Below are 21,889 nucleotides of genomic sequence, written 5' to 3'. Positions count from 1 at the left end.
GTTGTGGGGGGTGCGCGGGGGTGGTCGGGGGCAGCCGGGGACGGGGGTGTGACCGGATCGATGCCAACTCGGGGGCGGCAGAGGGCTGACAAAAGGATGAACTGCCAGGTAGCGTCGCGGGGAGTCGCACTCGGCGCCAGTGGTTCAGACCAGTCGGTCGGGCCGGCCGGGGTGGCGGAAGAACATCCACCTTTACTCGGATCGTCCGGCACGTTCCTGCCGGTGAAGGAGCGAAGCACCATGGCTTCTGTGACGTACGACAAGGCCACCCGTGTGTACCCGGGTGCCGACAAGCCCTCCGTCGACCAGCTCGACCTGGAGATCGCGGACGGCGAGTTCCTCGTCCTGGTCGGCCCCTCCGGCTGTGGCAAGTCGACCTCGCTGCGCATGCTGGCCGGCCTGGAGGACGTGAACGAGGGCGCCATCCGCATCGGCGACCGCGACGTGACCCACCTGCCGCCGAAGGACCGGGACATCGCGATGGTGTTCCAGAACTACGCGCTGTACCCGCACATGACCGTCGCCGAGAACATGGGCTTCGCCCTGAAGATCGCCGGCGTGAACAAGGCCGAGATCCGCACCAAGGTCGAAGAGGCCGCCAAGATCCTCGACCTGACCCAGTACCTGGACCGCAAGCCGAAGGCGCTCTCCGGCGGTCAGCGCCAGCGTGTCGCCATGGGCCGCGCGATCGTCCGCCAGCCGCAGGTCTTCCTGATGGACGAGCCGCTGTCGAACCTGGACGCCAAGCTCCGCGTCTCGACCCGTACCCAGATCGCCTCGCTGCAGCGCCGCCTGGGCATCACCACGGTCTACGTCACCCACGACCAGACCGAGGCCATGACCATGGGTGACCGCGTCGCGGTCCTCAAGGACGGCCTGCTGCAGCAGGTCGACGCCCCGCGCGCGATGTACGACCGCCCGGGCAACCTGTTCGTGGCCGGCTTCATCGGCTCCCCGGCGATGAACCTGATCGAGGTTCCGCTGGTCGACGGCGGCGTGAAGTTCGGCGGCTCGATCATCAACATCGCCCGCGAGGACCTGGCCAAGGCCGGCAGCGCGAAGAACGTCGTGGTCGGCATCCGTCCCGAGCACTTCCAGGTCGTCCCGGCCGGCGGCCTCGAGGGCGTCGCGGTCACCGTCAACGTGGTCGAGGAGCTCGGCGCGGACGGCTTCGTGTACGGCACCACCCAGGTGTCCGGCGAGGACAAGGACATCGTGGTCCGCGTGCACAGCCGCGAGATCCCGCAGCGCGGCGAGACCATCCACGTGGTGCCGGTCGGCAACGAGCCGCACGTCTTCACCACCGAGGCCGACGGCGGCGTGCGCCTGAGCCGCTGACGACAGCACCGGAGGGGCGCCGCACCTGACGGCGGCGCCCGTCCAGCCGCTCTTCCACGGAACCCCCTGCCCACGGCGGTCGGCAGGGGGTTCCGGCGTTCCCGCACACACCACCGGAACGCCCCGGGGCCCTCCGAGGGCCTTCCGAGGGCCGCCACGTCAACCCGATGGCGGAACAAAACGGGGCACCCGTCACTCGATGGGGTAACGTGGCGCGCCCGCACCGCCACGCAGCGCTACTCTCCTGTGCGTGAAACAGCTCGTGCGCCGCATCGCCCAGACCGTTGCCCTCACCCTGCCGGTGATCCTGGTGACCACCGGCACGCTCGCCGTGACCCGCGTCCCGTGGGCCCCGCCGACGGGCCTGGACCAGCAGGTGGTGGCGGCCTCCAGCGGTGACGGCACCATCGGCCGCACCGCCACGGCCCCCAACACCCAGGGCATGGCCCCGCAGGACGCCCTCCGGGTGGACCTGATGGAGGAGCTGAAGAACCACAACCCGGGCACCGCGCTCGACCTGCTCGAACGCACCATGCGCGAGAACCCGACGCTGACCCCGTACTGCAGTGCGCTGGCCGGCGACCTCGGCCGCGCCGCGGTGAAGAAGTACCAGGGCGACGTGCAGCGCGCCCGCTCCTTCGCCCGCCCGGTCTGCGACGGCTCGTTCGCCGCCGGCGTGGTCAACTGACCGACCCCGCAACGGAACCGGCCTTGCGCCGGAACCGACCCCGCAACGGAACCGGACCCGCAACGAGGGGCCGCATCAAAACCCGGCTCCGCAGCGTGACACCCCGGCGCGAACGCCGGTCGGCCCGCGGACGCCGGCCGGCCGGGGCGGCGGTCCCGCTATCGTGGCGCGCATGACAGCAGACACCGGCCCCGCCCCGGGTGCCACCGCCCCCGCCGTCACCCAGGCGGTGATCCTGGCCGGCGGGCAGGGCTCCCGGCTGCGGCCGTACACCGACGACCGGCCCAAGCCGCTGGTGGAGATCCCCGGGACCGGGAAGCCGATCATCGGGCACCAGCTGGAGTGGCTGGCCGCCGAGGGCGTCACCGACGTGGTGATCTCCTGCGGCCACCTCGCCGAGGTCCTGCGGGACTGGCTGGAGCAGGCCGACCTGCCGCTGCGCACCCGGACCGTGGTGGAGGACGAACCCCTGGGCCGCGGCGGCGGGTTGCGCTACGCGGCCGCCGCCCTGCCGCGCCCCGCGGAGCCCTGGTACGCCACCAACGGCGACATCTGGACCAGGTTCAGCCTCCGCGAGATGGCCGCCTTCCACCACGAGCGGGCCGCCGTCGCCACCCTCGCCCTGGCCCGCCCGCGGATCCCGTGGGGCGCCGTCGAGACCGACCGGTTCGGCAACGTCCTCGACTTCATCGAGGCCCCGCCGTCCCCGTTCCTGATCAACGCGGGCCTGTACGTCTTCGCGCCCGGCTTCCGCGAGCTGCTCCCCGAGGTCGGCGACCACGAGCGCACCACCTTCCCGCAGTTGGCCCGCGACCGCCGCCTGGCCGGCTACCAGCTCCCGCAGGGCTGCTACTGGCGCGCCATCGACACCGCCAAGGACCTCACCGAGGCCGCCAAGGAACTCGCCACCATCCGCGAGTAGCAGCGCCCGTCGGCGCACAACACACCAGCAGGGCCCCTCCCGGACGGAAGAACCGTCCCGGAGGGGCCCTGTCAGCTGCTGCCGGGCGGGGCCCGGTCTCAGGCGGTGCCCGCCGACCGCTGCGGGCTCATGCCGAGCTCCAGCAGCGGCGGCCCGCTGCCCAGCAGCCCGCCGATCACGCCGTGCGAGGGCTGGGTGCTGCGCGGGGCGCCCGAGGGCGCGCCGCCGGTGCCGGTGCCGCCCGCGGAGCCGCCGTTCCCGGCACCACCGGTGCCGGTGCCGCTGCCCGACCCGGAGGTGCCGGATCCGGCGCCCGCCCGGGGGCTGGACGAGCTGCCGCCCCCCTGGGCGCCGCTGCTCGGCTTGGCCTTGCCGCCGCTGCGGCTGGGCGAGGGGGAGGGCGAGGCCGGAGGCTTGCTCTGGCTCGGGGTGGGGCTGGGCGTCGGGCTGGGCGTCGGGGACGGCGAGGGGCTGTTGCTCGGCCAGACCGGGGAACCGTAGTCCGTGGGGGGCCGGACCGGCGCCGTGCTGCCGCCGGTGCGGACCGCCGCGCCGAGCAGCGAGCCGGACAGCAGGGTGAGGCCGACCACGACGGCGGTGACCACGCCGCGGCGGCGCAGCATCCGCCGGCGGACGGCGCCGGGTTCGGCGGGCCCGTGCCGGCGGAACGCCTCCAGGGCGATCCGGCCGTCCAGCGAGGCGAACGGGGCGCCGGCGATCAGCAGCGGGCTCCAGGCCGCGAGGAAGATCAGGTCGGGGGTGTCGTAGACCGGCACCGCCTTCCAGCTCACGGTGAACAGCAGCGCCGCGGACAGCGCCATCGCGGTGCCGGCCGCGAGCCGCTGCCACAGGCCCAGGATGGACAGCACGCCGACCACGATCTCCAGGAAGGAGACCGCGAGCCCGGCGCCGACCGGGTGGGCCATGGCGAGGTCCAGCAGCGGCTGGGCGACCTTCCACGGGTGCAGCGAGGACAGCCAGCGCATCATCGAGCCGCGCTCGCCGCCGTCGAAGTACACCGGGTCGCACAGCTTGCTGAACCCGGCGTACACCGACAGCGAGCCGAGCAGCACCCGCAGCGGCAGCAGCACCAGGCCGAGGTCGACCCGGCGGCCGGGGTACCAGGCGTGCTTGGAGGCGCCCTCGCCGAGCGACGGCACCTCCGGCAGCTCGCCCTCGGGCTGCCAGCTGCGTCCGGCGCCGATCCGGACCGACTCGTCCAGCAGCTCGGGGACGCCGACCCGCGGGGTCTCGCCGGAACCGCCGGCGGAGCCGCCGGCCGGGCCGCCGTACTGCCGCGGGACGGCCTGCAGCTGCTGGGTGTCGTCCTCCGCGAAGCCCTTGGCGGGGGCGGGCACGGTGGTCAGCCGGACGGCTTCCAGCAGCTGGGTGGCGGCGGTGTCGCCGGGCCCGGTCCGGCCGCTCCAGGCGGTGACCACCCGGGCCTTGCGGCGGGGGGCCGTGCCGGTGACCGAGGCGGCGGTGATCCCGGCCAGCGCGGGCACCGACGAGGCGGGCACCACGATCTGCGGGGTGACGCCGCTGCGCAGGCCGTACGGGTCACCGAAGGCGGCACCGGCCGGGGCGTCGATCATCGGGGCCACCGGGGCGGAGAGCCTGACCCGGAAGCTGGCCTGGGTGCTGCTGAGCCTCGACGGGTCGGACGGAACCCGGACCGTGTTGAGGACCGGACCGTCGTCTATCCCCGAGGGGCGCTGCCCGAGGCGCAGTGGTGTTCTGGTGTCCACACCCCTCTAACCGGGTGACGGGCCCCGAGGACACTCTCCCGGGTGGATTCCGGGAGAGGATTTGAAGTGATCATGAGAAAACCGATCGGGCCCGACCGGACCCGACCGGTTGCCCCACGAAAACGACGGACTGACCGGTCGTCAGTTCCCGCCACCCGCCCGGACGCCGGCGCTTGGCGCGCAGCCGGACGCCAGCCCCCGGCCCCCGGCGCCCAGCCAGGCGTCAGCCCCCGGCGCCCGGCCCGGACGTCAGCGCTTGGCGCGCAGCCGGGCGGCCTCGTACAGCACGATGCCCGCCGCGACACCGGCGTTCAGCGACTCGGTCTGGCCCGGCATCGGGATCCGCACCAGCAGGTCGCAGGTCTCCGAGACCAGCCGGGACAGGCCCTTGCCCTCGGAGCCGGCCACGATCACCACGGGGCCGTTCAGCGCGTCCAGGTCGCCGATCTCGGCCTCGCCGTCGGCGGCCAGGCCGACCACCATCAGGCCGGCCTTCTGGTACGCCTCCAGCGCGCGGGTCAGGTTGGTGGCGCGCGCCACGGGCAGGCGCGCCGCCGCGCCGGAGGAGGTCTTCCAGGCGCCCGCGGTCATGCCGGCCGCCCGGCGCTCCGGGATCACCACGCCGTGCGCGCCGAACGCGGCGGCGGAGCGGACCACGGCGCCCAGGTTGCGCGAGTCGGTGACGCCGTCCAGCGCCATGATCAGCGCGTCCTGCCCGGCGTCGGCGGCGCCGTCCAGCAGGTCCTCGGGGTGCGCGTACTCGTACGGCGGGACCTGCAGCACCAGGCCCTGGTGGTTGAGGCCGCCGGTCATCTGGTCCAGCTGCGGGCGCGGGGCCTCCATCAGCGGGATGCCGCGCTCGTTGGCGGCCTGGAAGGCGTCCCGGACGCGGTCGTCGGTGTCGATGAACTGCTGCACGTACAGCGCGGTGGCGGGGACGCCGCCCTGCAGCGCCTCGACCACCGAGTTGCGGCCCACCACCAGCTCGGCGGCGCCCGCTCCGCCGCGCCCGCTGCGGCTGCCGGCGCCGGCGCGGCGCATGCCCGCGCGGGACTTGGCGTCGCGCTCGCGCTTGAGCGCCGCGTTGGCGGCGCGCTGCTTGGGGTGCCCCTTGCGGGCCTCGCCGGGCGGGGTCGGGCCCTTGCCCTGGAGCGCCTTCCGGCTGTGGCCGCCGGTACCGACACTCGCGCCCTTCTTCGATCCGGCGTTGCGGCGGTTCCTGCGCTGGCTGTTGCCGGCCATGGCTGTACTTCCTGTCTCTGCGTCTGCTTCGTGCGTCGGGGCCGCACCTCTCCAAAGGTACGGCCCCTGCGCGCCCCGGGGGGCTACTGGTGTTACTGGCTGATCGTCCAGCGCGGGCCGGACGGGGTGTCCTCGACGGCCAGCCCGGCGGCGCCGAGCTGGTCGCGGATCGCGTCGGCGGTGCCGAAGTCCTTGCGGGCGCGGGCGGCCTGGCGCTGGTCGAGGACCAGCCGGACCAGGGCGTCGACCACGCCGGTGAGCTCCTCGCTCTGCTCGGCGCCGTCGGCCCACTGCTCGTCCAGCGGGTCGAGGCCGAGCACGCCGAGCATCGCCCGGACCTCGGCGAGGCGGGCCGCGGTCGACTCCTTGTCGTCCGCGCCGAGCGCGCTGTTGCCCTGCCGGACGGCGGTGTGCACCACGGCGAGCGCCTGCGGGACGCCCAGGTCGTCGTCCATCGCCTCGGCGAAGGCGAGCGGCACCTCGGGTGCCGGGTCGACCGGGCCGCAGCGCTCGACGGCGCGCTCGATGAAGCCCTCGATCCGGCCGAAGCCGGTCTCGGCCTCGCGCAGCGACTCCTCGCTGTACTCGATCATCGAGCGGTAGTGCGGGCCGGCCAGGTAGTAGCGCAGCACGATCGGCCGCCAGCGCCGGACCATCTCGGAGACCAGCACCGAGTTGCCGAGCGACTTGGACATCTTCTCGCCGGCCAGCGTCACCCAGGCGTTGTGCACCCAGAAGTTGGCGAACTCGTCGCCGAACGCCTTGGACTGGGCGATCTCGTTCTCGTGGTGCGGGAAGATCAGGTCGATCCCGCCACCGTGGATGTCGAAGGCCCGGCCGAGGTACTTGTGCACCATCGCCGAGCACTCCAGGTGCCAGCCCGGGCGGCCGCGGCCCCAGGGCGTCTCCCAGCTCGGCTCGCCGGGCTTGGCGGCCTTCCACATGGCGAAGTCGCGCGGGTCGCGCTTGCCGGTCTCGCCGTCGCCGGAGGGCTGCCGCAGGTTCTCCAGCTCCTGGTTGGAGAGCGCCAGGTACTCCGGGTAGGTGGTGACCGCGAAGTACACGTTGCCGTCGGCGGCGTACGCGTGGCCGCGCTCGATCAGGCCGCGCATCATCTCGATCATCTCGGGCACGTGGCCGGTGGCGCGCGGCTCGGCGCTCGGCGGCAGGCACCCGAGGGCGGTGTAACCCTCGTTGAAGGCGCGCTCGTTGGCGTACGCGATCTTCCACCACTCGGTGGACTGCTCGCGGCCCTTGGCGATCACCTTGTCGTCGATGTCGGTGACGTTGCGCACGAAGGTGACGTCGTAGCCGCGGTAGCGGAACCACCGCTGCATCACGTCGAAGTTCAGGCCGGACCGGATGTGCCCGATGTGCGGCGGTGCCTGGACCGTGGCACCGCACAGGTAGATCGAGACACAGCCCGGCACCAGCGGGACGAAGTCGCGTACCTGGCGGGTCATGGTGTCGTACAGGCGAAGGCTCACAGCGACCAGGGTAGTGGGCGGCGGGGGGTGCCCCGCCACCTTCCGCCGCTTTGGCGTGCCCGCGTTCAGAGGTTGTTGCCGACCACCTTGCGCGGGGTGAGCCGCACCACCACCCGGACGTCGTCCGGACCGTCGAACCGGTAGTCCTCGCCGCGGTACTTGCGCGACAGCTCGTCGATCAGCTCCGGGCCGCCCTCGGTGGTCATGGTGACCTCGCCGCGGGCCTCGAAGTAGGTGTACGGGTTGTCCGCCGGGTTGACCAGCAGGCTGATCCGCGGGTCCCGCACCAGGTTGAGGTGCTTGCGGCGGCCCTGGACGGTGGAGAACAGGATGTCGTCCCCGTCCCGCTTCACCCAGACGACGGACGACTGCGGGCTGCCGTCGGGCTGCACCGTGGACACCACGGCGTAGCTCTTCGCGTCCAGCAGTTCCTTCACCTTGTCGGCGAGTTCGACGCCCATCTCTCCTCCAGTGACCGGTTCCTGACGTTCCGTCAGGGCCAGGCTAGGCGCCGGGCCGGGCGTAGACCAGCGCCGTGGCGATCGCGGCGAGTCCCTCCGCGCGGCCGGTCAGGCCGAGGCCGTCGGTGGTGGTGCCGGAGACCGAGACCGGGGCGCCGACCGCCGCCGACAGCGCGGCCTGGGCCTCGGCCCGGCGCTTGCCGACCTTCGGGCGGACGCCGATCACCTGGACGGCGACGTTGCCGATCTCGAAGCCGGCCTCCCGGACCAGCCGGGCCGCCTCGGCCAGCAGCGCCACCCCGGCCGCGCCCGCCCACTCGGGGCGGGAGGTGCCGAAGTGCGCGCCCAGGTCGCCGATCCCGGCGGCGGAGAACAGCGCGTCGCAGGCGGCGTGCGCCGCCACGTCGGCGTCCGAGTGCCCGGCCAGGCCGGTCTCGCCGGGCCAGTCGAGGCCGGCCACCCGCAGCGGGCGGCCCTCCTCGAAGGCGTGCACGTCGATGCCGATGCCGGTGCGCGGAACGATCGGGTCAGTAGCCATCGGTGGCCCTCCGGCGGGCGAGCACGGCCTCGGCGAGCACGAGGTCCAGCGGGCGGGTCACCTTGAACGCCTCCTCGTGGCCGGGCACCACGACCACCCGGCCGCCGAAGCGCTCGATCAGCCCGGCGTCGTCGGTCACCTCGGCGCCCTCGGCGAGCGCCTTCCCGTGCGCGGCGACCAGGGCGGGCAGGTCGAAGCCCTGCGGGGTCTGCACGGCGCGCAGGGTGGAGCGGTCGGGCGTGTCCAGCACCGGCTCCGGCCCGGACGGCTGCGGCTCGACCCGCTTGACGGTGTCGGCCAGCGGCACCGCGGGCACCACCGCCTCGGCCCCGGCCCGGACGGCGGCGGCCACCGCGTCCACCACCTCGACCGGCACCAGCGGGCGGGCCGCGTCGTGCACCAGCACCACCCGGGTGCCCGCGGGGACGGCCGCCAGGCCGAGCCGCACCGACTCCTGCCGGCTGGCGCCGCCGGGCACCACCCGGACGTCCTTGCCGTCCAGGCCGTGGCTGTCCAGCAGCGAGACCACCTCGGCCACCCCGTCCGGCGGGGCGCACACCACCACCAGGCCGACCGCCCGGCTGCGGGCCAGCGCCCGGACGGCGTGCACCAGCAGCGGCACGCCGCCGAGTTCGCGCAGCGCCTTGGGGGCGCCGGGGCCGAGTCGCTCGCCGCGCCCGGCGGCCGGTACGACCGCTGCCGCGAGCTGTGCTGAGGCGTTCAGGTTTGGCTCCTCGGTTGTGATGGGTATGGCCCGTGCCGAGCGCGGATGACGCGAGCGGGCAGGCCCCCTTCCTGACTGCACGTTAGTGGAACCGTGCTCGCCGTTCCGCCGTGCCACCCCCCTTCCGGGCATGGCGAAGCGCCCGAGGTGCCTGTTCGGGCACCACCGGGCGCTGCGTCAAACCTGGCTCAACCCCGTTGGCAGGGCTGGGAGATCAGAATTCGACCGGCCTCGCGGCTCGTCGCGGCTCAGGAGGCGAGAACCTCGTCGAGCAGCGTCTCGGCCTTGTCCTCGTTGGTGTTCTCGGCGAGCGCCAGTTCGCTCACCAGGATCTGCCGGGCCTTGGCCAGCATCCGCTTCTCGCCGGCGGACAGGCCGCGCTCGCGCTCGCGGCGCCACAGGTCGCGGACGACCTCTGCGACCTTGATCACATCGCCGGACGCGAGCTTCTCGAGGTTCGCCTTGTACCGGCGAGACCAGTTGGTGGGCTCTTCGGTGTACGGTGCCCGCAGCACCTCGAACACGCGGTCCAGGCCTTCCTGGCCCACCACGTCGCGGACGCCGACGAACTCGGCGTTCTCCGCGGGAACGCGAAGCGTCAGATCTCCCTGCTGCACCTTCAGCACCAGGTAGGTCTTGTCCACACCTTTGATCTGGCGAGTTTCGATGGCCTCGATCAGCGCAGCCCCGTGATGGGGGTAGACCACCGTGTCGCCAACCTTGAACGTCATGTGACAGGACCCCTTCCGTGGCTTTCCAGAATAACACGCTTTTCGGCTGACCCGAAGGGCGTTTTCGCAGGTCAGGGCCGGTCCCAGGGCTTGACAACCACCCCCGTCGCATGCTGCGACCGATGTTCGATCCGGGCTTCCCGCAGGTCGGAGGCGGTCTGACCGCGCGGCGAAACCTCTGGTCACGACCCCGAAACCATGATTGGATCTTGAGTTTTTGCCCCCGACGCGCCGGGCGCCCCGGATCGTGATCGGACCGCGACACGGGGCCACCCCGTGAGAGCCGGATATGTGTGGTCGGTAGTCTGGCCCACGACCACCGACCGTGATCCGTTTTCCGCTGGATCATTCCCCCCATCAAGGAGAAGTCGCCGCCGTGAGCCGGAGCCTTCGACGCGGCGCTGTCGCCGCCATCGTCCTCGCCGCGATCCTCCCGCTGGCCGCCTGCGCCACCGGCAACGACGCGAGCACGCTGCAGATCAAGCCGGACAACGCGGCGACGAGCGTCGGGGACGGCGTCAAGCTCAACAACATCGTCGTGGTCACCGAGGCGGGCAGCGCCGGTGCGTACACCGGCCCGGCGACCGTCACCGTCAACATCGCCAACGCCGGCGCCACGGACGACGTGCTCACCTCGGTCAAGATCGGTGACGCCACCGCCAAGCTGACCGACGAGAACGGCGCCCCCGTCTCCACCGTGGACCTCAAGGTCAACCAGTCGGTGCTGCTCGGCGCCCAGGGCAGCCCGGTCGCCCAGGTCTCCTCCTCGCAGCTGTCGGTCGGCGGCTACGTCAAGACCACCTTCACCTTCGCGAAGGCCGGCGAGGTCTCCGCCCAGGCCAACGTGCAGCCGGCCGTCGGCAGCTACGAGGCCTTCGGCCCGAAGAAGGCCGCCCCGTCCCCCTCGGCCAGTGCGTCCGCCTCCGCCCCGGCGGCCGGTGCCAGCGGCTCGCCGTCGGCCGGTGCCACCGCGAGCGGCAGCGCCTCCGCCCCGGCCAGCCCGTCGGGTTCGGCCTCGGCCCACTGACGCGCCCGCAGCGGAGTCCGCAGCGCAGAAGTCCGTAGCAAAGGGGAAGGGCCCCGCCGCGAGGCGGGGCCCTTCCCGTGCTGCGGGGGTGCGGTCTACGGCTCGAACTTGTAGCCCAGGCCGCGGACCGTGACCAGGTAGCGCGGGGCGCCCGGGTCCGGCTCGATCTTCGCCCGCAGGCGCTTGACGTGGACGTCCAGGGTCTTGGTGTCGCCGACGTAGTCCGCGCCCCAGACCCGGTCGATCAGCTGCATCCGGGTCAGCACCCGGCCCGCGTTGCGCAGCAGCATCTCCAGCAGGTCGAACTCCTTGAGCGGCAGGTCGACCTTGGCGCCGTCCACCGTCACCACGTGCCGGTCGACGTCCATCCGGACCGGGCCGGCCTCCAGCGCGCCCGGGGCGGTCGCGCCGTCCGCGCCGCCGTCCTCGCCGCGGCGGCGGAGCACCGCGCGGATCCGGGCCACCAGCTCGCGGGTGGAGTACGGCTTGGTGACGTAGTCGTCGGCTCCTATTTCCAGGCCGACCACCTTGTCGATCTCGCTGTCCTTCGCGGTGACCATGATCACCGGGACGTTGGAGCGGACCCGCAGCTGGCGGCAGACCTCGGTGCCGGGCAGGCCGGGCAGCATCAGGTCGAGCAGGACGAGGTCCGCTCCGTTGCGCTCGAACTGCTCCAGCGCGTCGGGCCCGGTGGCGGCGACCGCCACCTCGAAGCCCTCCTTGCGGAGCATGTACGACAGGGCGTCGCTGAACGACTCCTCGTCCTCGACCACCAGTACACGGGTCACGATCGGGCCTCCGGGGCAGGAAGTGTGGTTGCTGCGTGGTTTTCGGGGTCCTCGACCGGGGCCTGCCCGGCGGGGAGCCGCAGAGTGAAGGTGGAACCCTGGCCCTCGACGCTCCAGACCGACACGGTGCCGCGGTGCGAGGCGGCGACGTGCTTGACGATGGACAGGCCGAGGCCGGTGCCACCGGTGAGGCGGGAGCGGGCGGGGTCCACCCGGTAGAAGCGTTCGAAGATCCGCTCGCGGTCCTTCTCCGAGATGCCGATGCCCTGGTCGGTCACCGAGATCTCGATCAGCTCGCCGTCCGCCTCGCCCAGCGCCGCGGCGCTGGAGATCCGGCGGGTGGCGATGGCGACCCTGGTGCGCGGCGGGCTGTAGTTGACCGCGTTCTCCACCAGGTTGCCGAGTGCGGCGGCCAGCTGGCCGCGGTTGCCGACCAGGTACAGGTCGGTGGTGCCGCCCGCCGCGATGACGATCTGCTTGGCGGCGGCGGTCTGCCGGCAGCGGTCGATCGCCTCGGCGATCAGCTCGTCCACCGCGACCGGCTCCGGGTCGACCTTGAGCTGGTCGTCCTGGACCCGGGACAGGTCGATGATCTCCTGCACCAGGCTGGCCAGCCGGGTCGCCTCCACCTGCATCCGGCCGGCGAAGCGCTGCACCGCCTCCGGGTCGTCGGAGGCGTCCGCGACGGCCTCGGAGAGCAGCGAGAGCGCGCCGACCGGGGTCTTCAGCTCGTGCGAGACGTTCGCCACGAAGTCGCGGCGGATCGCCTCGATCCGGCGGCGCTCGGTGCGGTCCTCGACCAGCACCAGCACCAGCCGGGAGCCCAGCGGGGCGACCCGGACCGAGACCGCCAGCGGCTCGGCGGTGCGGGCCGAGGCGCCGGGGCGGGTCAGCTCCAGCTCGATCTGCCGGATCTCGCCGTCCCGCCGGGTGGAGCGGGCCAGCGACAGCATCGGGTCGACGGCCACCTTGCCGCCGCGGACCAGGCCCATCGCGTAGGCCGCGGAGGAGGCCTTGACCACCTCGTCGCCCTCGCCGAGCACGATCGCGCACGAGCGCAGCACCGAGAGCACGGTGTCCACGCCCGGGGGCAGGGCCGGCTCCTGGTCCGGTTCCGGCGCCGCGCTCCTGTTGGTCCTGCCGGTCCTGCCGCTCCTGCCGCGTGCCTGCTCGCGCTCGCTCCAGCGGAAGGCGATGGAGGCGGTGAGGCCGACGCCGAGCCCGGCTATGGCGCAGGCAGCGGCGGCGGCCACGTTCACGTCCATGCCAGTCAGCGTAAATGGTGCTCGGGCGCACTCCGTAAGGGTGCGATCAAGGCATCGGCCTGACGTTGCCGAGAATTCACCTTCAGGATTCCGCCGATTCACCGCAGAGGCCGTGGGAGGTCGCCCGAACGGCTCAGTCTGGGCCGGGCAAGCCCGTGTGGGCGGTGACGCGGCTACCATTCGCGCCACCAGCAGCGGCCGCCCGCACCCCCGCCCCTCGGGCGGACGGTCCGGGACGTCCGGTCGGCACCGCCACCGACACCGGTACTGGAGGAGAAGAGCGCATGCGCGACGCGTACCACGAGGAACTCGACTCGATCAGCGACAGCCTGGTCGAGATGGCCCGCCTGGTCGGCTCGGCGATGGGCCGGGCCACCACCGCCCTGCTGGACGCGGACCTGGCCCTGGCGGAGAGCGTGATCGCCGCCGACGAGAAGATCAACGACCTGCACCACGACCTGGAGAACCGCGCGATCGACCTGCTGGCCCGCCAGCAGCCGGTCGCCACCGACCTGCGCATCGTGGTCACCTCGCTGCGGATGAGCGCCGACCTGGAGCGCTGCGGCGACCTGGCCCGGCACGTCGCCAAGGTCGCGCGGCTGCGCTACCCGGAGACCGCCGTCCCGAACGACCTGCACCCGATCGTGCTGGAGATGGGGCAGCTCGCCCAGCGCCTGGTCGCCAAGGCCGGACTGGTGATCGCCACCAAGGACGTCGACAAGGCGCTGGAGCTGGAGGCCGACGACGACGCCATCGACGCCCTGCACCGCGAGCTGTTCTCGCACCTGCTGGACGACCGCTGGCACCACGGCATCGAGACCGCGGTGGACGTCACCCTGGTCGGCCGCTACTACGAGCGCTTCGCGGACCACGCGGTCTCGGTCGCCAAGCGCGTGGTGTACCTGGTCACCGGCGAGCACGTGGACGACTTCATCGCCACCGCGGAGCCCGCCGAGTAGCCCGCCGCCGCACCCGTCGGGGGGCGCACGGAGGCCGAACCGCCAGCCTCCGCGCGCCCGTTGACGTGCCGTCAACCGCCGGGTTTCACTCGAAGGGACGGGCGGCTGCTTCGGCTCGCCCGGCTCCGCCCGGACGAGGAGGCAGCCCGATGAAGACGACCGGCACCCCGACCACTCCCCCGCCGCACCCGGCCGCCCCGGCCGCGGCGAAGCTGCTGCCGGTGCTGGCCGCCGGCTGCGGCTGCGGTCCCGGCTGCGGCTGCGGCTGCCAGTCCGGCGCGCCCTGCCAGTGCGGCGGCGCGACCGGCGGCTGCTGCGGCGGCCACTGAGCCCGGCACGGCGGACGGCCGGGCACCCCTCCCGCGGGGGTGCCCGGCCGTCCTGCCCTGCACTGCCCTGCCTTGTCCGTCCGGACGTCAGGAGAAGTTGACGTCCATGCACTGGTAGAAGGCGTTGCCGGTGTCCGCGATGTCCCAGACCGCCAGGATCACCTGGTGGCCGGTCAGCCCGGAGGGCAGCGTCGCGGTGTGGCTGAGCGTGGCCGGGGGCTGCTTGCCGCCCATCGGGACGGTCAGGAACGGGGTCAGGTTCAGGTTCGACCTGGTGATCTTGGTGGTGGCGTCGTAGCCCGGCTTGGTGAGGAAGTACCGGAACGACGTGGTGGCGTGCCGCGCCTCGATGCTCCAGGTCAGCGTGAGCTGCTGCCCGGCGGTCACCTTGGTGGTCGGCCAGGCCCCGCCGCGCGGGTCGTCCAGCGGCGCCCAGCGGGAGTCCGCCCCGGCACACAGCGTGCCGTCGGCGGGCCCGGAGGCCGGGAAGCCCTTGGGGCCCTCGACGCTCTGCGGCTCCCACTGGATCTGCCCGCACTTCTTCACCACACCGGCACCGCACAGCCCCGCCCGGCTGGGCGGCGTGGTGATGTACCCGTGCGAACTGGCCGGGATCGCGGTGGCCAGGACCGCTGCGGCGGCCGCGAAGCCGACCGCGAGGATGTTGCGCTTGCGCATGGTGCTCCTCCGTGGGGGTGGATGGAGTACACGACCGCGGACACGCGAAAGGGGCCGCGTGGGGGGCGACCAAGATTGTCATGCCCGCGCCGACAGTGCTCCCACGCTAGAAGCCACACCTTCCCCCCGTCAATGGTCTGAACCATTCAGGAACCTTAACGAGGCTTTGCCGAAGGTGAGTTGACGTTCCATCGACTCAGTAAGCGGCCGGCGGCCGGCGGCCGGCAACGCCAGGAGGGGAGCGCGGCGGCGGCGCGGGAACGGGACAGCCCCCTGGGCCGGGGCGTCGTTGCGCCGGGCAGGGGGCTGAGAGGGGGTGAGGGCGGGAAGGGGTGTGTTACTTCTTGCCCTGGTTCTTCACGGCCTCGATGGCGGCCGCGGCAGCCTCCGGGTCGAGGTAGCGGCCACCGGGGGTGACCGGCTTGAAGTCGGCGTCGAGCTCGTAGACGAGCGGGATGCCGGTGGGGATGTTGAGGCCGGCGATGGCCTCGTCGGAGATGCCGTCGAGGTGCTTGACCAGGGCGCGCAGGCTGTTGCCGTGGGCGGTGACCAGGACGGTGTTGCCCGCCGCGAGGTCCGGCACGATGGCGTCGTACCAGTAGGGGAGCATCCGGTCGACGACGTCCTTGAGGCACTCGGTGTTCGGGCGCAGCTCGGACGGGATCTCGGCGTAGCGGGCGTCGCCGGCCTGGGAGTACTCGGCGTCGTCGGCGAGGGCCGGCGGCGGGGTGTCGTAGGAGCGGCGCCAGAGCTGGAACTGCTCCTCGCCGAACTCGGCCAGGGTCTGGGCCTTGTCCTTGCCCTGCAGGGCGCCGTAGTGGCGCTCGTTCAGGCGCCAGCTGCGGCGGACCGGGATCCAGTGGCGGTCGGCCTTGTCGAGGGCGATCTGCGAGGTGCGGATGGCGCGGCGCAGCAGCGAGGTGTGCAGCACGTCCGGCAGCAGGCCCTCGGCGAGCAGGAGTTCGCCGCCGCGGGCGGCCTCCTTCTCGCCCTTCTCGTTGAGGTCGACGTCGACCCAACCGGTGAACAGGTTCTTCTGGTTCCACTGGCTCTCGCCGTGGCGGAGCAGGATCAAGCGATAGGTCGTGTCAGCCATGGGGCCAAGCCTAGTCGAGGGCCAAATCCGATCGCTTGGCCGTCCATTCCGGAGGTAATGTTCGCGCATCCTCTTCGGTTCTTACCGATCCTGTCGTTCCACCCTGCCCTCCGGCGGCCGCCCCACCCTGCCCGCGGCCGTCCGGGGCCGTACCGCCCGGGAGCCGCACCATGCCCCTCGCCGCCCGTCTGGCCGCCGAAGCACGCAGAGCGGGCGGCGGGCTCCCGCGCCAGTTCTGGTGGCTGTGGACGTCCACCCTGGTGAACCGCCTCGGCGGCTTCGTGGTCACCTTCCTGGCGATGTACCTCACCCACGAGCGCGGCTACTCGGCCGCGTACGCGGGCCTGGTGGCCTCGCTGTTCGGGCTCGGCTCGGCGGTGGCCTCGATCGGCGCGGGCGTGCTGACCGACCGGCTGGGGCGCCGTCCGACGCTGCTGGCCGCGCAGCTGGCGACGGCGCTGTTCACCGCGGTGCTCGGGTTCACCGACGGCCCGGTGGCGATCGCCGCGGTGGCCTTCCTGGTCGGCCTGGCGAGCAACGCGTCCCGCCCGGCGGTGAGCGCGATGATCGCCGACCTGGTGCCGGCCGCGGACCGGGTCCGGGCGTACGCGCTGAACTACTGGGCGATCAACATCGGCTTCGGCGCCTCCGCCGCGGTGGCCGGACTGATCGCCGTGCACGGCTACCTGACGCTGTTCCTGCTGGACGCGGTGACCACCCTGCTGTGCGCGGTGGTGGTGTTCGTGAAGGTCCCGGAGACCCACCCCGAGCCGAAGGCCGCCCCGGCCGCGGACGCGCCCCGGGTCGGACTGGGCACGGTGTTCCGGGACGGCCCGTTCATGGCCGTGGTCGCGGTGAACCTGCTGCTGGCCCTGGTCGTCCAGCAGGGCTCCACCACGCTGCCGGTCGACATGGGCCGGCACGGCCTCTCGGCCGCCCAGTTCGGCCTGGTGATCAGCCTGAACGGGGTGCTCATCGTGCTGCTCCAACTCCCGCTCACCCGGCTGATGGAGGGCCGCGACCGGACCGCCCTGCTGGTCGCGGGCGCACTGCTGACCGGCTGGGGCTTCGGCCTGACCGCGCTGGCCGGCTCGTCCGCCGCGCTGTACGCGCTGACGGTGGCGATCTGGACGGTCGGCGAGATCGTCACCGCGCCCACCATGATGGCGCTGGTCGCCGAACACTCCCCCGCCCGGGCCCGCGGCCGCTACCAGGGCGTCTACTCGCTCTCCTGGTCACTGGCCTCCTTCGCCGGACCGCTGGGCGGCGGCCTGCTGCTCCAGTACGCGGGCAGCTGGGCCCTGTGGGGCGGCTGCGCGGCCGCCGGCACCCTGGCCGCCGCCGCCTTCGTCCTCCTCGGCCGCCACCGCCCCGAACCCCCGACGGCCGACGAACCGGCCCTCCCGACCCCGGTCGAGACGGCGGCCTGACGCCCCGACCGGCCGGAACACCCGCTGAACAAACGGATTGCGCAGAGGCCCCCTCCCGCGCGGGAGGGGGCCTCGTTCGGCATGGGGTGACGCAGGGTCAGATCTCGCCGAACTCGCCGGCCACGGCGGCGTTCACGAAAGCAGCCCAGGCGGCCGGGGCGAACTCCAGGTGCGGGCCGTACGGGTCCTTGGAGTCCCGGACGTGGCCGAAGTTGGCGTCATCCACCTCGACGCACGAACCGCCGTTGCCGTTGGAGTAGCTGCTCTTTCGCCAGTGCCTCGGCGAGACAGGCTCATTGGGAGTGGCTCGCATCCTCGTGTTCCTCCACAGCCTTCATGATCCGGACCAGGGACTCCTCCTGCGACAACGCCGCCGTCCGCACAAAATCGTAGGCCAGGCGGCATTCTTCGACCAAAGCGGTTTCGTCCATCAAATGGCCGACGTGCATGGTCTCCGTGTATGCCAGGGGCGGCGCATCGTCGAAGGTCATCAGGCTGATCATGCCTCCGAGCAACGCATGCGCCCCAGCATCGAACTCCATGACCTGAACGATGATCTTCCGGTTGGTGATCAACCCTGCAATGTGCCGTAGCTGCTCGGCCATGATCTCCCTACTGCCGACCACCCGCCTGAGCACCGCCTCGTCAAGGACTGCCCAGAACAGGAGCCTGTCGGGGTCACCGATGACCACCTGCCGCTCCAGTCGGTCTGTCAGGCGCTCCTCCAACTTCTCCTCGTCTAGGAGCGGTTGAGCGGCCAGGATCACCGCCTCCGCATACCTCCGGGTCTGGAGCAGCCCGGGCACCACGAGGGGCGCGTACTCCAGGATCGACCTCGCTTGGAGCTCGTGTTCCGCCGCTTCCACGAAGTAGTCGGCGAACTGCCTCCTCCGGGTGGCCCGGACCAGCGAGTGCAGTCGTTCGAGGTGGCCGTCGCCCTCAAGTGCCGTGTCCAGTTGGCGTGACAGATCTTCCTGCGGACGCCGGGTGGCCTTCTCCAGCTGGCTGACGTACGTCCCCGAGATGAAGACCAGGTCGGCCAGCTCCTGTTGGGAGAGCCCGGCCTTCTCCCGCAACCGCCGCAGCTCGGCTCCGTAGAACGCGGCCGGGGACCGCGTCGGGTCGAGTGGCGAAGGGCTGACCATGGCTCACCTCTACGCAGATCGCTTGTCAGTATGTCTCCGCTTCCCAGGCTAGTGCCGGTCCGCAACCCTTGGGGCACAGAACGTGACAATTGCGAGTGAGGGAACGGGTGGTGGCCGCGATGGGGAACTCCCTGCTGGACCGGATGGAGAGGCAGGACCGGGCTTTCGCGCACAAGGTGCGCGACGGCCTCCGGGAGGCCCTGGGCTCGGCCGGGGTCAGGCTGCCCTCGCTGGGGGTGGAGCGGACGGCCACCGGCGCGCACCTGGTGCAGTTGGGCGGTGTCGCTCCGGAGGTGGCGGGCGAGTTGGCGACCCTGGTCTGGGCGGGCGCGCCCTACGTGCGGGCCGTGCGGGGCGGGGAGTTCGCCGAGGCCGGTCCGGTGTCCTGGTCTCCGGGGCGGGGCGAGTTGCTGGTCGACACGGCGACCGGGCGGCTCGGCGAGTTCTCCGGGCTGGACGGGCGGGGCGCCCTGGTGCTGGTGCCGCCGCACTCGCCCTCGGCGACCGCTGGGGACACAGCTACTCCCCCGCCTTCCGCAACAACGGCGTCGCCCGCGAGATCGTCTGGAGCGAAGTCCACCACCCCGGACCGTCCAGCGCCTGACGACCGGTCAGCCGGCCGCGCCGCCCGCCTCGCTCTGCCGCAGCCGGACCCAGGAGTCGTGGTCGTCCTCCAGGATCGCCTGGTACTCGTCGATCAGCGGGGTCAGCCGGGCCGTCTCCGGCACCGCGTCGCCGTACTCGGCCTTCAGCAGGCCGAGGCGGCGGCGCAGCGAGTTCAGCCGGTGCACGGTGTCGGCGCGTTGGATCCACAGCGTGCGGTACCCGAAGAACGCCGCCCAGGCGGCCAGCACCGTGACCAGCGCGCCGGCCACCAGCGCGAGGTCGGCCAGTCGGCTGGCCGCGGGTTCGCCGACCTTCAGGCCGAGCAGCACGGTGACCAGCGCGGACAGGCTGACGGTGGCCAGTTGCAGGGTGAGCGCCCGCCGCCGGTCCCAGTCGCGGCGGCGTCGGCGTTCCTTCAGCTCCGCCGCGAGTTCGGTCTCCAGCCAGGCCAACTTCCGTTGTGCGGCGGCGGATTCGGTGGTTCCGGCGAATTCGGTGTCCATGGTTTCCTCCCCGGCCGGGAGGATACCGGGCTCAGGCTCCGGCGGGAGGGGTCCCGTCCGCCGCAGGGGCGGTCCCGTCCGCCGCGGGGGCGGCCGTGCTCGCCAGGTGCGCGAACGCCGCGAGGTTGCGGGTGGACTCGCCGCGCTTGGTCCGCCACTCCCACTCGCGCCGGATCGCGGTGGCGAAGCCGAGCTCCAGCAAGGTGTTGAACGGCTCGTCGGCGTTCTCCAGCACGCTGCCCAGCAGCCGGTCCACCGCGTCCGGGGTCACCGCCTCCAGCGGGAGCCGGCCGGCCAGGTAGACGTCGCCGAGCCGGTCGACCGCGTACGCGACCCCGAACATCCTCGTGTTGCGCTCCAGCAGCCACCGATGGAATTCCGCGTGGTTCTCGTCCGGCCGCCGGATCACGAAGGCGTTCACCGACAGCGTGTGGTCGCCGACCCGCAGCGCGCAGGCCGTCGAGAGCTTTCGCGTGCCGGGCAGCGCGGCGACCACGGTGTACGGGTCGGTGGCGGCCGGCTCCCAGGGCACCCCGGCCTGGTCGAGCGCGGTGCGCAGGAGGGTGAGTGCGTCGTCCTTGGCTGCCATGGGCCCCACGCTAGCGGCCCGGCGGCACGGACCGGGTGTCTGCCCGGTCACGCCCCGCCGGGGACCGGCGGGGACCGGCGGGGACCGGCGGGGACCGGCGGGGGCTCAGGCCCGGACGGCCGCCATGGCTCCCGTGTAGACCTCGGCGGTGGCGGCGGCCGCGGTGAGCCAGCCGAAGGCGGCGGCGTGCCGGGCGGCGGCGGCGCCGCGGGCGGGGGTGAGGGCCGGGTCGGTGACGTAGGGGTGCAGGGCGCGGGCCCAGGCGTCGGGGTCGTGGCCGGGGACGAGGGTGCCGGTGCGGCCGTCCCGGACGGCGACCGGGAGGCCGCCGACGGCGGCGGCGACCACAGGGGTGCCGCAGGCCTGGGCCTCCAGGGCGACCAGGCCGAAGGACTCGCTGTGCGAGGGCATCACCAGGGCGGTGGCGGCGCGGTACCAGTCGGCGAGGCGGTGCTGGTCGACCGGCGGGTGGAAGCGGACCACGTCGCCGATGCCGAGCTGGGCGGCGAGCTTGTGCAGGCTCTCGGGGCGGGCCAGGCCGGTGCCGGAGGGGCCGCCGACCACCGGGACGACCAGGCGCTCGCGCAGGCCGGGGTGGCGGTCGAGCAGCCGGGCGACGGCCTTGAGCAGGACGTCGGGCGCCTTGAGCGGCTGTATTCGGCCGGCGAAGAGCAGCACCGCCGCGTCCTGCGGCAGGCCGAGCCGGTTCCGGGCGGCGGCCCGGGAGGCGGGGCCGTCGGGGCGGAAGACGTCGAGGTTGACGCCGGGGTGGACGACGGCGAGCTGGTCGGGGCGGGCCGCGTAGTGGTGGGCCAGCTCGGCGGCCTCCTCCGCGGTGTTGGCGATCAGCCGGTCGGCGGCGCCGACCACCTGGGTCTCGCCGATCACCCGGGCCGCGGGCTCCGGGGTGTCGCCCTCGGCGAGGGCCGCGTTCTTGACCTTCGCCATGGTGTGCATGGTGTGCACCAGCGGGACGCCCCAGCGCTCGGCGGCCAGCCAGCCGACCTGGCCGGACAGCCAGTAGTGCGAGTGCACCAGGTCGTAGTAGCCGGGGCGGTGCCCGGCCTCGGTGCGCAGCACGCCGTGCGTGAAGGCGCACAGCTGGGCCGGCAGGTCCTCCTTGAACAGGCCCTCGTACGGCCCGGCGGTGACGTGCCGGACCAGGACGCCGGGGGCGAGCTCGACGGTGGGGGCGTCGTCCGAGCTGACGGCGCGGGTGAAGACCTCGACCTCGATGTCCAGCTCGGCGAGGCGCTTGGCCAGCTCCACGATGTACACGTTCATGCCGCCGGCGTCCCCCGTGCCGGGCTGGTGCAGCGGCGAGGTGTGGACGCTCAGCATGGCGATCCGGCGCGGCCGGCGGGCCCGGGCCTGGGCGGCGGACGCGGGGGCGGCGGGCGCGGGCCGGCGCGGCTCCCGGCGGGGCGTGCGGACGAGGTGCTGGGTCACCTGCGGGAGCCTCCCTGTGCGCCGGCCGTCTGGTCTGCTCTGCTCGTGCCACCGCCCGCGGCCGGCGGCAGCGGGCGGATGGACGTCAGCCAGGGCAACGGGGCAGCGCGTCGTCGTATTCCCGCCAGCGGATCCGGGTGCCGTCG

24 protein-coding genes are annotated in these 21,889 nt (G+C 73.0%); 7 read left to right on the top strand and 17 right to left on the bottom strand.

Annotation, left to right across the window (positions count from 1 at the left end; all coding sequences use genetic code 11):
• The first annotated feature begins 240 nt into the window (after window positions 1-240).
• From IH44_RS0132060 to IH44_RS0132050, 3 genes are all read left to right on the top strand, one after another.
• Window positions 241-1,338: an ABC transporter ATP-binding protein gene (locus IH44_RS0132060; protein WP_030463304.1), complete on the top strand. Its 1,098-nt coding sequence runs from the start codon at window positions 241-243 to the stop codon at window positions 1,336-1,338.
• Between the two features lie 250 nt (window positions 1,339-1,588).
• Window positions 1,589-2,026 (top strand): hypothetical protein, encoded by a 438-nt coding sequence (locus tag IH44_RS0132055; RefSeq protein ID WP_030463303.1) that lies wholly within the window; start codon window positions 1,589-1,591, stop codon window positions 2,024-2,026.
• 172 nt (window positions 2,027-2,198) lie between these two features.
• Window positions 2,199-2,948, top strand: a complete 750-nt coding sequence (locus tag IH44_RS0132050; RefSeq protein ID WP_030463302.1) for a nucleotidyltransferase family protein — start codon at window positions 2,199-2,201, stop codon at window positions 2,946-2,948.
• Window positions 2,949-3,046: 98 nt separating this feature from the next.
• Here IH44_RS0132050 and IH44_RS0132045 read toward each other — a convergent pair whose 3' ends face one another.
• From IH44_RS0132045 to IH44_RS0132015, 7 genes are all read right to left on the bottom strand, one after another.
• Window positions 3,047-4,696, bottom strand: a complete 1,650-nt coding sequence (locus IH44_RS0132045) for a DoxX family membrane protein (RefSeq protein WP_081967250.1) — start codon at window positions 4,694-4,696, stop codon at window positions 3,047-3,049.
• Between the two features lie 249 nt (window positions 4,697-4,945).
• The gene (gene rlmB / locus IH44_RS0132040; RefSeq protein ID WP_030463300.1) at window positions 4,946-5,938 is read right to left on the bottom strand and encodes a 23S rRNA (guanosine(2251)-2'-O)-methyltransferase RlmB; all 993 of its coding nucleotides are present in this window, start codon (window positions 5,936-5,938) and stop codon (window positions 4,946-4,948) included.
• Between the two features lie 92 nt (window positions 5,939-6,030).
• Entirely contained in the window at window positions 6,031-7,425 is a 1,395-nt protein-coding gene (cysS, locus tag IH44_RS0132035) for a cysteine--tRNA ligase (RefSeq protein WP_030463299.1), read from the bottom strand.
• Window positions 7,426-7,490: 65 nt separating this feature from the next.
• On the bottom strand, window positions 7,491-7,886 hold the full coding sequence (locus IH44_RS0132030; protein ID WP_030463298.1) for a PPOX class F420-dependent oxidoreductase: 396 nt from the start codon (window positions 7,884-7,886) through the stop codon (window positions 7,491-7,493).
• A gap of 43 nt (window positions 7,887-7,929) precedes the next feature.
• Complete coding sequence (gene ispF / locus IH44_RS0132025; protein ID WP_030463297.1) at window positions 7,930-8,424, bottom strand: 2-C-methyl-D-erythritol 2,4-cyclodiphosphate synthase; 495 nt, start codon at window positions 8,422-8,424, stop codon at window positions 7,930-7,932.
• Window positions 8,414-9,229, bottom strand: a complete 816-nt coding sequence (gene ispD, locus IH44_RS0132020) for a 2-C-methyl-D-erythritol 4-phosphate cytidylyltransferase (RefSeq protein ID WP_232795161.1) — start codon at window positions 9,227-9,229, stop codon at window positions 8,414-8,416. Before ispD ends, ispF begins: the two co-directional genes overlap by 11 nt.
• Window positions 9,230-9,396: 167 nt before the next feature.
• Window positions 9,397-9,879 (bottom strand): CarD family transcriptional regulator, encoded by a 483-nt coding sequence (locus IH44_RS0132015; protein ID WP_014136563.1) that lies wholly within the window; start codon window positions 9,877-9,879, stop codon window positions 9,397-9,399.
• Between the two features lie 376 nt (window positions 9,880-10,255).
• Between IH44_RS0132015 and IH44_RS0132010 the strand changes: the two genes are divergently transcribed.
• Entirely contained in the window at window positions 10,256-10,906 is a 651-nt protein-coding gene (locus IH44_RS0132010; protein ID WP_030463295.1) for a hypothetical protein, read from the top strand.
• A 95-nt stretch (window positions 10,907-11,001) separates the two neighbouring features.
• On the opposite strand, the gene IH44_RS0132005 is transcribed toward IH44_RS0132010, so the two are convergent.
• Window positions 11,002-11,694, bottom strand: coding sequence for a response regulator transcription factor (locus IH44_RS0132005; protein ID WP_030463294.1), 693 nt, complete (start codon window positions 11,692-11,694; stop codon window positions 11,002-11,004).
• Window positions 11,691-12,959: a cell wall metabolism sensor histidine kinase WalK gene (locus tag IH44_RS0132000; RefSeq protein WP_030463293.1), complete on the bottom strand. Its 1,269-nt coding sequence runs from the start codon at window positions 12,957-12,959 to the stop codon at window positions 11,691-11,693. Before IH44_RS0132000 ends, IH44_RS0132005 begins: the two co-directional genes overlap by 4 nt.
• A gap of 284 nt (window positions 12,960-13,243) precedes the next feature.
• Here IH44_RS0132000 and phoU point away from each other — a divergent pair, with 284 nt between their 5' ends.
• Together phoU and IH44_RS46870 are read left to right on the top strand one after the other, a co-directional pair.
• Window positions 13,244-13,918, top strand: a complete 675-nt coding sequence (phoU, locus tag IH44_RS0131995; RefSeq protein ID WP_030463292.1) for a phosphate signaling complex protein PhoU — start codon at window positions 13,244-13,246, stop codon at window positions 13,916-13,918.
• Between the two features lie 149 nt (window positions 13,919-14,067).
• Window positions 14,068-14,247, top strand: coding sequence for a hypothetical protein (locus tag IH44_RS46870; protein WP_030463291.1), 180 nt, complete (start codon window positions 14,068-14,070; stop codon window positions 14,245-14,247).
• 87 nt (window positions 14,248-14,334) lie between these two features.
• Here IH44_RS46870 and IH44_RS0131985 read toward each other — a convergent pair whose 3' ends face one another.
• Together IH44_RS0131985 and IH44_RS0131980 are read right to left on the bottom strand one after the other, a co-directional pair.
• The gene (locus IH44_RS0131985) at window positions 14,335-14,925 is read right to left on the bottom strand and encodes a lytic polysaccharide monooxygenase (RefSeq protein WP_030463290.1); all 591 of its coding nucleotides are present in this window, start codon (window positions 14,923-14,925) and stop codon (window positions 14,335-14,337) included.
• Window positions 14,926-15,262: 337 nt separating this feature from the next.
• Window positions 15,263-16,021, bottom strand: coding sequence for a phosphoglyceromutase (locus IH44_RS0131980; protein ID WP_030463289.1), 759 nt, complete (start codon window positions 16,019-16,021; stop codon window positions 15,263-15,265).
• Window positions 16,022-16,191: 170 nt separating this feature from the next.
• Here IH44_RS0131980 and IH44_RS0131975 point away from each other — a divergent pair, with 170 nt between their 5' ends.
• Window positions 16,192-17,451, top strand: coding sequence for an MFS transporter (locus IH44_RS0131975; RefSeq protein WP_051817684.1), 1,260 nt, complete (start codon window positions 16,192-16,194; stop codon window positions 17,449-17,451).
• A 97-nt stretch (window positions 17,452-17,548) separates the two neighbouring features.
• Here IH44_RS0131975 and IH44_RS0131970 read toward each other — a convergent pair whose 3' ends face one another.
• From IH44_RS0131970 to mshA, 6 genes are all read right to left on the bottom strand, one after another.
• Window positions 17,549-17,764, bottom strand: coding sequence for a DUF397 domain-containing protein (locus tag IH44_RS0131970; RefSeq protein ID WP_030463287.1), 216 nt, complete (start codon window positions 17,762-17,764; stop codon window positions 17,549-17,551).
• A complete protein-coding gene (locus IH44_RS0131965; protein WP_030463286.1) occupies window positions 17,745-18,596 on the bottom strand; it encodes a helix-turn-helix transcriptional regulator in 852 nt (283 codons plus the stop codon). The genes IH44_RS0131970 and IH44_RS0131965 overlap by 20 nt, the downstream gene beginning before the upstream one ends.
• Before the next feature lie 334 nt (window positions 18,597-18,930).
• Window positions 18,931-19,113 (bottom strand): hypothetical protein, encoded by a 183-nt coding sequence (locus tag IH44_RS46865; protein ID WP_157852529.1) that lies wholly within the window; start codon window positions 19,111-19,113, stop codon window positions 18,931-18,933.
• A gap of 94 nt (window positions 19,114-19,207) precedes the next feature.
• Window positions 19,208-19,705 (bottom strand): SLATT domain-containing protein, encoded by a 498-nt coding sequence (locus IH44_RS43280; RefSeq protein WP_051817682.1) that lies wholly within the window; start codon window positions 19,703-19,705, stop codon window positions 19,208-19,210.
• Between the two features lie 31 nt (window positions 19,706-19,736).
• Window positions 19,737-20,294 (bottom strand): YbjN domain-containing protein, encoded by a 558-nt coding sequence (locus tag IH44_RS41750; protein WP_030463284.1) that lies wholly within the window; start codon window positions 20,292-20,294, stop codon window positions 19,737-19,739.
• A gap of 105 nt (window positions 20,295-20,399) precedes the next feature.
• Window positions 20,400-21,743 (bottom strand): D-inositol-3-phosphate glycosyltransferase, encoded by a 1,344-nt coding sequence (gene mshA, locus IH44_RS0131950; RefSeq protein ID WP_030463283.1) that lies wholly within the window; start codon window positions 21,741-21,743, stop codon window positions 20,400-20,402.
• Between the last annotated feature and the right edge of the window lie 146 nt (window positions 21,744-21,889).

This window comes from Kitasatospora sp. NRRL B-11411 (assembly GCF_000721345.1).
In the GTDB taxonomy this organism is placed as follows: Bacteria; Actinomycetota; Actinomycetes; order Streptomycetales; family Streptomycetaceae; genus Kitasatospora; species Kitasatospora cineracea.
Note: the sequence above shows the minus strand (reverse complement) of the source record. Positions and strands in the feature narration are given on the sequence as shown.